Below are 12,581 nucleotides of genomic sequence, written 5' to 3'. Positions count from 1 at the left end.
CTGTGCGCGCGACAGGCGACCCGGTTGCGGTCGGGAGGCGCGGTGCGGGCTGACCACGCGCCTCCCGTCCGGCGCGCGCTCGCTTGCGCCTCCCGACCGGCGCGGGCTCGCTTGCGCGTCCTGCTCCCGCACGACCCGGGGCACGTCGCGCCACGTGTTCCCGCGGCGCGACGTGCTCGCGGTCGTGCGCGCGACAGGGCGCGCGGCACCGGCGCTGCGCGGCACCGGCGCGCCGCGTCGGCGCCGCGCCGACGCCCCGTCAGACGGTGCGGATCGCGCTCGTCGCGCCGAGCGGCCGGCCTCGTCGACGCTCGACGAACCGCCCGACCACCAGGAGCGCGACGCTCACGAGCGCACCGAGCAGCGTCTGCGCGATGCGGTCGAGTGCGAGGAGCTCCGGCGCCTCGGGCAGGCTCAGCCACGACACGGCGAGCGCGAGCGGCGTGAGGAACAGCAGGGTCACGGCGTAGTGCCGCGCGACGAAGATCTCCGCGAAGAACTGCCCGACGACGGCGATCACGACGATCCACCAGACGCTCGGCTCGAGCAGCAGGATCCCCACGGCCACGACCGTGCCCCCGACGGTGCCGACCACCCGCTGCCAGGCGCGACGCAGCGTGTGCCGCTGCCGGAGCGCGGGGAGCGTCGACACCACAGCGATCACCGCCCAGTACGGGTGTCCGAGCCCGGGGATCGCGACGGCGACCGCTCCGGCCACGACGGACCCGACGACGTTGAGGGCGACGGTCTCCCGCAGCGCCGGCGTGCGCAGGACGTCGAGCGTGCGGTGCTTGCGTGCCGCCAGCGGCCGGAAGCGGTGCGGCGCCCGCGGGTGCAGGAGTCGACGGAGCACCGCGCCCGACATCGCCACGAGCCACGCCCACGCGACCGAGCCGACGATGATCAGCAGGACCGTCGGCAGGTCGGCGGGCCGCAGCGGGACGAGCGAGGAGACGACGAACGCGAAGACCGGGAAGATCGGTTGCGCGGGGATCGTCTGCAGCGCCGTGAGCGTGCACACGGCGACGACGAGCACCACCACGAGCCCGACCGCCTGCAGCCACAGCGGGTGCCCGAGCAACGCGACGCCGATGCCCGCGAGCATGCACGCCGCCTGGAGCGCACCGGCGACGCCGGTCGTGACGGCACGCTGGCGGTACGGCTCGGTCGCGCCGAAGATCGCCGTGAAGCCGGCGAACATCGCGAACGCTGCGTAGCCCGGCATCCCCAGGGCGATCAGCAGCGCGAGCGGTGCGCCGCCGGCGATCGCGGCGCGGGCTGCGCCCTCGAGGTTGGTGGTCCGGGTCGAGTGCGCAGGTGTCGTCATGTCGTCACCATCTTCCCACCGCGACGGGTGTCGCCGACGCGGGTCGCCTCGTCCGGACCGCACCACGGCCGGACGGGAGGCGCGTGGCGGCGCCGCACCGCGCCTCCCGTCCGTCCCGGCCCGCGTTGGTATACCAACCTGCTAGACTCGCCGGACCGAGCCGCGAGAGCGGTACCGCAACGTCGATGAGGAAGGGCCGGGCCGATGGGAAAGACGCTCGCCGAGAAGGTGTGGGACGACCACGTCGTGGTCAAGGGCGAGGACGGGAGCCCGGACCTCCTCTACATCGACCTCCACCTCGTGCACGAGGTCACGAGCCCGCAGGCCTTCGACGGCCTCCGCCAGGCCGGCCGCCCGGTGCGTCGCCTCGACCTGACCATCGCGACCGAGGACCACAACACCCCGACCCTCGCGATCGACCGGCCCATCGCCGACCCGACGAGCCGCACGCAGATCGAGACCCTGCGTCGCAACTGCGAGGAGTTCGGCGTCCGTCTGCACTCGCTCGGCGACAAGGAGCAGGGCATCGTCCACGTGGTCGGCCCGCAGCTCGGCCTGACGATGCCCGGCATCACCGTCGTGTGCGGCGATTCGCACACGTCGACCCACGGTGCGTTCGGTGCGATGGCGTTCGGCATCGGCACGAGCGAGGTCGAGCACGTCCTCGCCACCCAGACCCTGCCGCTGAAGCCGTTCAGGACGATGGCGATCACGGTCGAGGGCACCCTGCGCCCGGGCGTCACGGCGAAGGACATCATCCTCGCCGTGATCGCGAAGATCGGCACCGGCGGCGGGCAGGGCTACGTGCTGGAGTACCGCGGCTCGGCGATCCGCTCGCTCTCGATGGAGGGGCGCATGACGATCTGCAACATGTCGATCGAGGCCGGTGCCCGCGCCGGCATGGTCGCCCCCGACCAGACCACCTACGACTACGTGCAGGGCCGCGATCACGCACCGACCGGTCAGGACTGGGACGACGCCGTCGCGTACTGGGACACGCTGGCGACCGACGACGACGCCGTCTTCGACGCCGAGGTCTTCATCGACGCGGACGAGCTCGAGCCCTTCGTCACGTGGGGCACGAACCCCGGCCAGGGCGTGTCGCTGTCCGAGACGGTCCCGGACCCCGCGGGCTACAGCGACCCGAACGACCAGGCCGCCGCGCAGCGTGCGCTGGAGTACATGGACCTCGAGGCCGGCACACCGATGAAGGACATCGCGGTCGACGCGGTCTTCATGGGGTCGTGCACGAACTCGCGCATCGAGGACCTCCGGGCCTTCGCGTCGGTCATCCGGGGACGGAAGAAGGCCGACGGCGTGCGGGTCATGGTCGTGCCGGGGTCCGCCCGGGTCCGGCTCGAGGCCGAGGCCGAGGGGCTGGACAAGGTGTTCACCGACTTCGGCGCGGAGTGGCGGTTCGCCGGCTGCTCGATGTGCCTCGGCATGAACCCCGACCAGCTCGCACCGGGGGAGCGGTGCGCGAGCACCTCGAACCGCAACTTCGAGGGGCGGCAGGGCAAGGGCGGCCGCACGCACCTGGTCTCGCCGCTCGTCGCCGCCGCCACCGCGGTCCGGGGCACGCTGTCGAGCCCGTGGGACCTGGAGACCGACGACGCGATCGCGACGGTCACCGACGACACCGCCGCGACGGCAGCGACCGCTGAAGGAGCCAACTGATGGACAAGATCACCACCGTCACCGGGATCGCCGCGCCGCTGCAGCGCTCGAACGTCGACACCGACCAGATCATCCCCGCGGTCTACCTCAAGCGCGTCACGAAGACCGGCTTCGAGGACGCCCTGTTCGCCGGGTGGCGCCAGGACCCCGACTTCGTGCTGAACCAGCCCGTCTACCAGGGGGCGCAGGTGCTGGTCGCGGGCCCGGACTTCGGGACCGGGTCGAGCCGCGAGCACGCGGTCTGGGCGCTCCGCGACTTCGGCTTCCGCGTGGTGGTGTCGAGTCGTTTCGCGGACATCTTCAAGGGCAACGCGGGCAAGCAGGGCCTGGTCACCGCGATCGTGACCGAACCGGAAGTCGAGGCACTCTGGGCCGAGATCGCGGCGAACCCGGGCATCGAGGCGACCGTCGACCTGGTCGCGCAGCGCGTGTCGCTCGGCGCGGTGGACGTGCCCTTCGAGATCGACGCCTACACTCGTTGGCGGTTGATGGAAGGGCTCGACGACATCGGGCTCACCCTCCGTGACGAGTCCTCGATCACGGAGTTCGAATCCCGCCGCTCCCGATGGCGGCCGAAGACATTGCCGGTGAAGTAGTGAACTCCCTCGTACAGGACGCAGCAGCAGCAGGGGCCCGCGTCGGCCTCAAGTCGGACGAGATCGTCATCCGGGGCGGCAAGCCGCTCGTGGGGCGCATCGAGGTCCGCGGCGCGAAGAACCTCGCGACCAAGGCGATGGTCGCCTCGCTGCTCGGCGACACCCCGTCGATCCTCAAGGACGTGCCGGACATCTCCGACGTGAAGGTCGTCCGCGGCCTGCTCGAGGTGCACGGTGTGCGGATCACGGACCCTGCACGAGGCGAGCTCATCCTCGACCCGGCGAACGTCGAGTCGGCGCACTTCGCCGAGATCGACGCCCACGCCGGCTCGAGCCGCATCCCGATCCTGTTCTGCGGTCCGCTGCTGCACAAGCTCGGCGAGGCTTTCATCCCCGACCTCGGCGGCTGCCGCATCGGCGACCGTCCGATCGACTTCCACCTCGACGCCCTGCGCGCGATGGGTGCCGTGGTCGACAAGCAGCTCAACGGCATCCACCTCACGGCCCCGGACGGTCTCAAGGGTGCGAAGATCGAACTGCCGTACCCGAGCGTCGGGGCGACCGAGCAGGTCCTGCTCTCGTCGGTCCTGGCCGAGGGCGTCACCGAGCTCCGCAACGCGGCGATCGAGCCCGAGATCATGGACCTCATCGCGATCCTGCAGAAGATGGGCGCGATCGTCACGGTCGAGCCGAGCCGCACGATCTTCATCGAGGGCGTCGAGTCGCTGCGCGGGTACACGCACCGCGCGATCAACGACCGCAACGAGGCCGCGAGCTGGGCCTCCGCCGCGCTCGCCACCAACGGCGACATCTTCGTCGAGGGTGCCGACCAGCAGGACCTCATGACGTTCCTCAACGTCTTCCGCAAGGTGGGTGGCGGGTTCGACATCCAGGAGGACGGCATCCGCTTCTACCGCGAGCGCGAGACCCTGCGCCCGGTCGTCGTCGAGACCGACGTCCACCCCGGCTTCATGACGGACTGGCAGCAGCCGCTCGTCGTCGCGCTGACCCAGGCCGAGGGCACGAGCATCGTGCACGAGACCGTGTACGAGAACCGCTTCGGCTTCACCGACGCCCTGAACGAGATGGGTGCCGACATCGTCGTGCACAAGGAGGGGCTGCCCGGGCACGACCGCCGTGTCGCCCGCCGCCCGTTCGAGCAGGCCGCGGTCATCACCGGCCCGACGACGCTGCACGCCGCGAACGTCCGCGTGCCCGACCTGCGCGGCGGCTTCAGCCACCTCATCGCCGCCCTGACGGCCGAGGGCGAGTCGCACATCACGAACGTCGGCATCATCAGCCGCGGGTACGAGCACTTCATCCCGAAGCTGCGCAAGCTCGGCGCCGACTTCGACTTCGCGGGCTAGGCGCGTGGAGGGCACGACGGGCGGCGACGGCACGGCGAGCGGCGCGGGTGACGGCCTGGAGGCACGGCGTGCGTCCGCCTCCGACGTCACCACGGGCCTCCCGAACCCGGGGCGCCGGTGGCGGCGCGGCGAGCTGAACACCGCCTTCCGCATCACGGCGTCCGTGGTGATCCCGGTCTTCCGGTTCACCGCCCGCTACCACTGGCACGGACCGAAGCGCCTGCCGGAGGGCGGCGCCTTCGTGCTGGCCCCGAACCACTTCACGAACATCGACCCGCTCGTGGTCGGCACCGCCGTCTGGCTGTCCCGCCGTGCGCCGCGGTTCCTCGCGAAGGCGTCGATCTTCCGGGTGCCGGTCGTCGGCAAGCTCATGGCCGGCATGGGGCAGATCCCGGTCGAGCGTTCCGGCCGCACGCGCCTGAACGACCCGCTCGGCGGCGGCAGGTCCGTCATCGAGCAGGGTGGAGCGATCATCGTCTACCCCGAGGGCACGCTCACCCGTGACCCCGACCTGTGGCCAATGCGCGGCAAGACCGGCGCGGTGCGGATCGCGCTCGAGAACGACGTCCCGCTCATCCCGATGGCCCACTGGGGCACGCAGCGGATCATGGGCCGGTACGCGAAGAAGCTCCGGCTGTTCCCGCCGTCGCGCGTCGACGTGATCGTCGGCGACCCGGTCGACCTGTCGGCGTACCGCGGGAAGCCGCTCGACCAGAAGACCCTGCTGGCGGCGACCGACCTGCTCATGCGCCGGATCACCGAGCTGCTCGAGGAGCTCCGTGGCGAGCAGGCACCGGCGACCCGGTGGGACCCGGCCGCCAACGACCAGAAGGAGACCGGGAAGTTTGACTGACGACCGCTCGGGCCTGCGCCCGCACGACGACCACCCGGACCCCGTCGTGGCAGCCCCAGGCGCCGTCGACACCGCAGCCATCCGCGTGGTCATGCAGTCCACCGACAAGCCGCGCGTCGCCGTCATCGGTGCGGGCAGCTGGGGGACCACCTTCGCGAAGGTGCTGGCCGAGGGCGGTGCCGACACCGTCGTCTGGGCACGTCGGCCCGAGGTCGCACGGGAGATCACCGAGACGAAGCGGAACTCCGACTACCTGCCGGGCATCAACCTGCCGCGTACGCTGACCGCGTCGACGTCGCTGTCCGCGGTGCTCGACGGCGCCGAGCAGGTGTACGTGTCGGTGCCGTCGCAGACGCTCCGGTCGAACCTGTCCGCGATCGCGCCGCTGCTGCCCGAGGGCGTCCCCGTCGTGAGCCTGATGAAGGGCGTCGAGAAGGCCACGGGCCTGCGGATGAGCGAGGTGCTGCACGAGGGTCTCGGCATCGACCGCGACCGGATCGCGGTCGCGAGCGGACCGAACCTGGCGCTCGAGATCGCCCGCCGGCAGCCGACCGCCGCGGTCGTGTCGTCGACGTCGCTCGAGACGGCGACCGCGGTGGCCGCGGTCGCCACGAACCCGTACTTCCGCTCGTTCACGAACACCGACGTCATCGGCACGGAGTTCGGCGGCGTGCTGAAGAACCTCATCGCGGTCGCGATCGGCATCGTCGACGGCGTCGGCTACGGCGAGAACACCAAGGCGTCGATCATCACCCGCGGGCTCGCCGAGATGACCGACTTCGCGGTGTCGCTCGGTGCGCAGCCGTCGACGCTGTCCGGGCTCGCCGGCCTCGGCGACCTGATCGCGACCTGCCAGTCCCCGCTCTCGCGGAACAACACGGCCGGCCGCCTGCTCGGTCAGGGGTACCGCTTCGACGAGGTCGTGCGCCAGATGAACCAGACCGCGGAGGGCCTGGCATCGGTCGCCCCGATCCTCGAACTGGCGGCGGCGAACGGCGTCGACATGCCCATCGTCGGCCAGGTGGCCGAGGTCCTCGCCGGTAGGCTCGACCCGCGCAACATCGCGCCGCACCTCACCGAGACCGACGAGCCGCAGGGCGAGTGACCGGTCCGGTCCCGACCACCAAGGGGACTGCCATGCCCACGATCGCTCCCGCTCCCACGACCGTCGCCGTGCTGTTCGGCGGCCGGTCCAGCGAGCACGAGATCAGCTGCGTGACCGCCGGCGGGATCATGGACGTCGTCGATCGCTCGGTCTACGCGGTCGTGCCGATCGGCATCACGAAGGAGGGCGCCTTCACCCTGCAGTCCGACGACCCGGCACAGTGGGCGCTCCGGGACGGTGCGCTCCCCGTCGTGCCGGACAACGGCACCCGTGTGGCGTTCCCCACGTCGCCGGCCACGAACGAGCTGGTCGTGTCGCACCCGGACGGCTCGGTCACGACGATCGCGGTCGACGTGGCGTTCCCGATCCTGCACGGTCCGTTCGGTGAGGACGGCACGGTCCAGGGGCTCCTCGAGGTCGCCGGGCTGCCGTACGTCGGCGACGGCGTCCTCGCGAGCGCCCTGGCGATGGACAAGCACACCGCGAAGGCCGTGCTGGAGCACGCCGGGCTGCGGGTCGCGCCCTGGACGACCGTGCTCCGCCGGCAGTGGTCGGCCGACCCCGACGGCGTCGCCGAGGCCGTCGCGGTGCACGGGTGGCCGCTCTTCGTGAAGCCCGCCCGCGCCGGGTCGAGCATGGGCGTGTCCCGGGTCGACGAGCCGTCGCAGCTCGCGGCCGCGATGGACCTGGCGTTCGAGCACGACGCGAAGGTGATCGTCGAACCGCGCGTCGTCGGGCGCGAGGTCGAGGTCGCGGTGCTCGAGGGCCGCGACGGTGTCCCGCGCACGAGCCTGCCGGGCGAGATCGTCGTGGCGGAGGACGGCTTCTACGACTTCGCGTCGAAGTACCTGGGCGGCGACGAGGCGCTCCTCTGCCCCGCGCCCCTGACCGCCGACGAGACCGACGCGATCCGGTCGATCGGTGCACGGGCGTTCGAGGCGATCGGCGGTGCGGGTCTCGCGCGCGTGGACTGCTTCCTGACCGACGACGGCTTCGTCGTGAACGAGGTCAACACCATGCCGGGGTTCACGCCGCTGTCGATGTACCCGCGCTGCTGGGCGGCGTCCGGGATGTCCTACGGCGAACTCGTCGCCGAGCTCATCGAGCTGGGACGGGTCGCCGTCCGCTGACGTCCGGCGTCGCGTGCGGCTGGCCGTGCGCACCGCACGCGGTCGTCAGCCCTGGACGTCCGCGGGGTCGAGGCAGCGGTGCCCGTCCTCCGGCAGCGTCGACACGACGTCGGACAGGTCCTGCACGACCTGGTCGGTGGTCTTCGTCGAGTCGATGACGACCTGCACCGCCGGGGACCGGCCGAAGGTCGTGTAGACGACCTGCGCCCCGCGGTCGTCGCGGATCCAGTCGACCCCGCCCTTGCTGAAGCACGGCAGGTCGGACACCGTCGGCACCGCGACGCCGCAGTGGTAGAGCGCTGCGGCCGGGTCGCCCCACGCGGCCGTCGACTGCGCGTTCGTGTTCCGCAACGGCAGGTCGTTCCCGACGGTCGTGGGGAGGCGGACCTGCACGGCTGCGCACGCGGCGGTGTCGGCGGACGGAGCGGGTGCCATCGACACGGCGTTCGTGCACCCGGTCAGCCCGGCGGCGAGTGCCACGGCGACACCCGCGATCGCGGTCCAGCGGAAGGGTCGGCGCACGGTGTCCATCGACGTCCAGGCTACCGTTGCGGACGTGGACGAGATGGACGACGCCTGGACCGGACCGACCGTGGGACAGCTGGGGGAGCTCGCCGTGCTGGACCGGATCGTCCGTCGACTGCCGGCGGGTGCACCGGACGTCGGTCCCGGTGACGACTGCGCCGTCGTCGCGGCCCCGGACGGCCGGTTCGTCGTCACGACGGACATGATGGTGCACGGGCCCGACTTCCGGTGGGCGTGGTCGTCGCCGGCGGACGTCGGGTGGAAGGCGGCAGCGACGAACCTGTCCGACGTCGCAGCGATGGGCGCGACGCCGAGCGGACTCGTGATCGCCCTGGCCGCGCCGCAGGAGACCCCCGTCGCGGTGCTCGAGTCCTTCGCGGACGGGGTGCGGGCTGCCGTGGACGAGCTCTCCCCGGGCTGCGGCGTGGTCGGCGGGGACCTGTCGACCTCGGCCGTGTTCACGGTCTCGGTGACGGCGTTCGGCGACCTCGGTGGGCGAGCGCCGGTGCTCCGCTCGAGTGCTCGTCCCGGCGACGTCCTCGCGGTCTCGGGGGAGCTCGGCCGCGCCGCTCGTGGCCTCGCACGGCTGTTCCGCGACGGCGTCGACGCGCACGGAGAGCCCTCGCGGTCGGCGACCGTCGCGAGCGGCGCGGACACCGACCCCGACGTGGACCGGCAGCGACGCCCGGTCCCGCCGATCGCCGACGGTCCGCTCGCGGCCACGGCCGGGGCGACCGCGATGCTCGACCTGTCCGACGGGCTGGCGATCGACGCCGGGCGGCTCGCCCGGGCCAGCCGGGTGACGCTCGACCTCGATGCCGACGGTGTCGCGGGCGCCGACGACCTCGCACTGCACGGCGGCGAGGACCACGGGCTGCTCGCGACCTTCCCGCCCGGCGTGGCGCTGCCCGGCGGCTTCCGGCGCATCGGCGCGGTCGTCGCCCGCGGCGACGCGGACCTGGTGCGCGGAGGCGAGCCGGTCCCGACGACCGGGTGGGACCCGTACGCCGACTGGGACGGCGCCGCGGGCTGACCGTCGGGGCCGCGCCGGGCCTCCCGGCCGCCCGATCGCGCGACCGCGCGCGTCCGACCGCCTGCGTCAGGCCGGGGTGACGGCCTCCCACGCCACGGTCTCGCCGTAGCTGCGCTTGCTGAAGGGCTCCAACCCGGCCGGCCACGTCGGCTCCGGCGACCGCTTGCTCCGCTCGACGACGACCACCGCGCCCGCCGTCAGGCGCGGCACGAGTGCTTCGAGCACGTCCGCGATCTCCTGCTCGGCGACCTCGTACGGCGGGTCGACGAAGACGAGGTCGAAGGTCCGCACCGTGCTCCGCAGGTAGCCGAGCGCCGGCTGCGGCTGCACGTCGATCCGCACCCCCGGCACCCGCTGCTGCACGGCCTTCGCGTTCGCCCGGCACGCCTGCGCGGCAGCGGACGCGCGGTCGACGAGCACGACCTCCGCCGCCCCGCGGGACGCCGCCTCGAGCCCGAGCGCGCCCGTCCCGGCGTAGAGGTCCGCGACCGAGGTGCCCTCCACGAGCCCGCGCGCGCCGAGCGACGAGAACAGGGCCTCGCGCACGCGGTCGCTCGTCGGCCGGGTGCCGGACTTCGGCACCCGGAGCGTCGTGGAACCGGCGGCGCCGGCGATGATGCGGGTCATGCAGCCACCGTAGCGGCGTGCACGGCTTCCACAGGCCGGACGGGAGGCGCGCGGTGCGTCGGACCGGCCCGGTACCGTGGTCGCGTGGTCACCTCCGACACCCCCGACACCGAGGCGCCGCCGGTGCGGCCCGACCTCGGCCCCGCGCCCCTCGACGCCCGGCTGGGCGGGGTCCTCGGCGGACGGACGGCGAAGGCGATCGAGAAGGCCTTCGGGTACCGCACCGTCGGTGAGTTCCTCGAGCACGCACCCCGGCGGTACGCGGAGCGCGGCGCCCTGACCGCGCTCGACTCGCTCGCGATCGGCGAGTCGGTCACGATCGTGGCCGAGGTCATCGACGTGCGCGAACGGACCATGCGCGCTCGACGCGGCTCGATCCTCGAAGCGAAGATCGGTGACGGCAAGGGCCTGCTCACGCTCACCTTCTTCAACCAGGGGTGGCGCACGAAGGACCTCGTGCCCGGTGCCCGTGGGATCTTCGCCGGCAAGGTCGGCGACTACCGGGGTGCGCGGCAGCTCGCCCACCCGGACTACGAGCTGTTCGACCGCGACGACCCCCGCGCGACGGCGGACCCCGAGGACGAAGAGGCGATCCGCTGGTCACGGCAGCCCATCCCGATCTACCCGGCGACGGCGTCGCTGACCTCGTGGCAGATCGCGAAGGCGATCGCCGTCGTCCTCGACACCCTGCCCGACGTGCCTGACCCGATCCCGGCACCCGCGCGCACGCGACTCGGCCTGGTGCCGTTCCGCCGAGCACTGGAGCTCCTGCACCGTCCGGAGAAGGTCGCCGACTTCAAGCGCGCGCAGGACGCGCTGCGCTACCGCGAGGCATTCGTGCTGCAGACCGCCCTCGTGCAGCGGCGCATCGCTGCCCGGGCGACCGCTGCCACCCCGCGTCGGGCGGCGCCCGGCGGGACCCTCGAGCGTTTCGACGCCTCGCTGCCGTTCACCCTGACCGACGACCAGCAGGCGGTGGGGGCCGAGATCGCGCACGACCTGGCGGGGGACTGGCCGATGCACCGGCTGGTGCAGGGCGAGGTGGGCTCCGGCAAGACCCTGGTCGCGATCCGGGCGATGCTGACGGTCGCCGAGTCCGGTGGGCAGTCGGCCCTCATCGCCCCGACCGAGGTGCTCGCGGCGCAGCACCTCCGGTCGATCGTCAAGTTCCTCGGCCCCGACCTGGCGGCCGAGCTCCGGCCGGTCATCCTGACGGGCTCGCAGTCGACCGACGAACGGCGCCGGGCACTGCTCGCGGCGGCATCCGGCAGCTCACGGCTCGTCGTCGGCACGCACGCGCTGCTGGGCGACCGGGTCGACTTCGCGGAGCTCGGTCTGGTCGTGGTCGACGAGCAGCACCGGTTCGGCGTCGAGCAGCGCGAGGCGCTGCGGACGAAGGGCGCGACCCCACCCCACGTGCTCGTCCTCACCGCGACGCCGATCCCGCGCACCGTCGCGATGACGGTGTTCGGCGACCTCGACGTGTCCACCATCACCGGGCTGCCGTCTGGCCGTGCCGGGGTCGAGACCTTCGCCGTCGGGCTGGCCGAGCACCCCGGGTGGGAGGGGCGCATCTGGACCCGGATGGCCGAGGAGCTCGCCGACGGGCGGCAGGCCTTCGTGGTCTGCCCGGCGATCGACGACGCCCACGCCGAGGACGACGGCGGCCCCGAGCCCGCCGAGGACGACGCGCCGAAGCACACACCGGCGACGGTGCTCGCGACGGCCGAGCGGATGCGGGCCATGCCGGTCCTGCAGGACCGACGGATCGAGGTCCTGCACGGGCGGATGACCGCGGACGAGAAGGACCGCGTCATGACGTCCTTCGCGGCCGGCGACGTCGACGTGCTCGTCGCGACGACCGTGATCGAGGTCGGCGTGGACGTGCCGAACGCGTCGATGATGGCGGTGCTCGACGCCGACCGCTTCGGGGTCTCCCAGCTCCACCAGCTGCGCGGTCGCATCGGTCGTGGGCAGTACGCCGGGGTGTGCCTGCTCGTGACGACCGCCGAGGCCGAGACGACCGCACGCGAGCGCGTCGACGCGGTGGCGGCGTCCGACGACGGCTTCGAGCTCGCCCGCGTCGACCTGGAGCTCCGGCGCGAGGGCGACGTGCTCGGCGAGCGGCAGTCCGGCGGCCGGTCGTCGCTGAACCTGCTCCGCGTCGTCGAGCACGCCGACCTCATCGTCGACGCACGCGGCGAGGCCGAACGCGTGCTCGAGCCCGACCCCGAGCTGCGGGAGCACCCCGCCCTGCGCGAAGCCCTGGCACGGCGGCTCGACGAGTCCGACGCCGCGTTCCTCGGGAAGAACTGACGCCGTCGGCAGGTAGCGTGACGGA

At 72.8% G+C, this 12,581-nt stretch carries 11 protein-coding genes; 8 read left to right on the top strand and 3 right to left on the bottom strand.

Annotated features, from left to right (window positions below):
* Positions 1-259 precede the first annotated feature (259 nt).
* Entirely contained in the window at positions 260-1,327 is a 1,068-nt protein-coding gene (locus tag M3666_RS10030; RefSeq protein ID WP_251155124.1) for an FUSC family protein, read from the bottom strand.
* A gap of 204 nt (positions 1,328-1,531) precedes the next feature.
* Here M3666_RS10030 and leuC point away from each other — a divergent pair, with 204 nt between their 5' ends.
* The 6 genes from leuC (at position 1,532) to M3666_RS10000 (ending at position 8,055) form a co-directional block, all read left to right on the top strand.
* Entirely contained in the window at positions 1,532-3,004 is a 1,473-nt protein-coding gene (gene leuC, locus M3666_RS10025) for a 3-isopropylmalate dehydratase large subunit (RefSeq protein ID WP_251155123.1), read from the top strand.
* Positions 3,004-3,600, top strand: a complete 597-nt coding sequence (gene leuD, locus M3666_RS10020; protein ID WP_066654867.1) for a 3-isopropylmalate dehydratase small subunit — start codon at positions 3,004-3,006, stop codon at positions 3,598-3,600. Before leuC ends, leuD begins: the two co-directional genes overlap by 1 nt.
* Positions 3,600-4,967, top strand: a complete 1,368-nt coding sequence (murA, locus tag M3666_RS10015; RefSeq protein ID WP_066654865.1) for a UDP-N-acetylglucosamine 1-carboxyvinyltransferase — start codon at positions 3,600-3,602, stop codon at positions 4,965-4,967. The genes leuD and murA overlap by 1 nt, the downstream gene beginning before the upstream one ends.
* 4 nt (positions 4,968-4,971) lie before the next feature.
* Positions 4,972-5,820, top strand: a complete 849-nt coding sequence (locus M3666_RS10010) for a 1-acyl-sn-glycerol-3-phosphate acyltransferase (protein ID WP_235426341.1) — start codon at positions 4,972-4,974, stop codon at positions 5,818-5,820.
* A 91-nt stretch (positions 5,821-5,911) separates the two neighbouring features.
* On the top strand, positions 5,912-6,925 hold the full coding sequence (locus M3666_RS10005) for an NAD(P)H-dependent glycerol-3-phosphate dehydrogenase (protein WP_066658371.1): 1,014 nt from the start codon (positions 5,912-5,914) through the stop codon (positions 6,923-6,925).
* A 32-nt stretch (positions 6,926-6,957) separates the two neighbouring features.
* On the top strand, positions 6,958-8,055 hold the full coding sequence (locus M3666_RS10000) for a D-alanine--D-alanine ligase family protein (protein WP_066658373.1): 1,098 nt from the start codon (positions 6,958-6,960) through the stop codon (positions 8,053-8,055).
* 45 nt (positions 8,056-8,100) lie between these two features.
* Here the strand turns inward: M3666_RS10000 and M3666_RS09995 are convergent, their stop codons facing one another.
* A complete protein-coding gene (locus tag M3666_RS09995; RefSeq protein ID WP_066654863.1) occupies positions 8,101-8,586 on the bottom strand; it encodes a DUF3515 family protein in 486 nt (161 codons plus the stop codon).
* 34 nt (positions 8,587-8,620) lie between these two features.
* On the opposite strand from M3666_RS09995, the gene thiL reads away from it, so the two are divergent.
* Positions 8,621-9,613 (top strand): thiamine-phosphate kinase, encoded by a 993-nt coding sequence (thiL, locus tag M3666_RS09990; RefSeq protein ID WP_251155153.1) that lies wholly within the window; start codon positions 8,621-8,623, stop codon positions 9,611-9,613.
* A 66-nt stretch (positions 9,614-9,679) separates the two neighbouring features.
* Here the strand turns inward: thiL and M3666_RS09985 are convergent, their stop codons facing one another.
* Positions 9,680-10,240, bottom strand: a complete 561-nt coding sequence (locus M3666_RS09985; RefSeq protein ID WP_066654862.1) for an RsmD family RNA methyltransferase — start codon at positions 10,238-10,240, stop codon at positions 9,680-9,682.
* 123 nt (positions 10,241-10,363) lie between these two features.
* Here M3666_RS09985 and M3666_RS09980 point away from each other — a divergent pair, with 123 nt between their 5' ends.
* The gene (locus M3666_RS09980; protein WP_251155152.1) at positions 10,364-12,556 is read left to right on the top strand and encodes an ATP-dependent DNA helicase RecG; all 2,193 of its coding nucleotides are present in this window, start codon (positions 10,364-10,366) and stop codon (positions 12,554-12,556) included.
* The last annotated feature ends 25 nt before the right edge of the window (positions 12,557-12,581 follow it).

The organism is Curtobacterium sp. ODYSSEY 48 V2 (assembly GCF_023712625.1).
Lineage (GTDB): Bacteria > Actinomycetota > Actinomycetes > Actinomycetales > Microbacteriaceae > Curtobacterium.
Note: the sequence above shows the minus strand (reverse complement) of the source record. Positions and strands in the feature narration are given on the sequence as shown.

Bases quoted from the DNA above. Each gene is read 5' to 3' on its own strand.
- M3666_RS10030 (WP_251155124.1), bottom strand. From the start codon at position 1,327: ATGACGACACCTGCGCACTCGACCCGGACCACCAACCTCGAGGGCGCA.
- leuC (WP_251155123.1), top strand. From the start codon at position 1,532: ATGGGAAAGACGCTCGCCGAGAAGGTGTGGGACGACCACGTCGTGGTC.
- leuD (WP_066654867.1), top strand. From the start codon at position 3,004: ATGGACAAGATCACCACCGTCACCGGGATCGCCGCGCCGCTGCAGCGC.
- M3666_RS10005 (WP_066658371.1), top strand. From the start codon at position 5,912: ATGCAGTCCACCGACAAGCCGCGCGTCGCCGTCATCGGTGCGGGCAGC.
- M3666_RS10000 (WP_066658373.1), top strand. From the start codon at position 6,958: ATGCCCACGATCGCTCCCGCTCCCACGACCGTCGCCGTGCTGTTCGGC.
- M3666_RS09995 (WP_066654863.1), bottom strand. From the start codon at position 8,586: ATGGACACCGTGCGCCGACCCTTCCGCTGGACCGCGATCGCGGGTGTC.
- thiL (WP_251155153.1), top strand. From the start codon at position 8,621: ATGGACGACGCCTGGACCGGACCGACCGTGGGACAGCTGGGGGAGCTC.
- M3666_RS09985 (WP_066654862.1), bottom strand. From the start codon at position 10,240: ATGACCCGCATCATCGCCGGCGCCGCCGGTTCCACGACGCTCCGGGTG.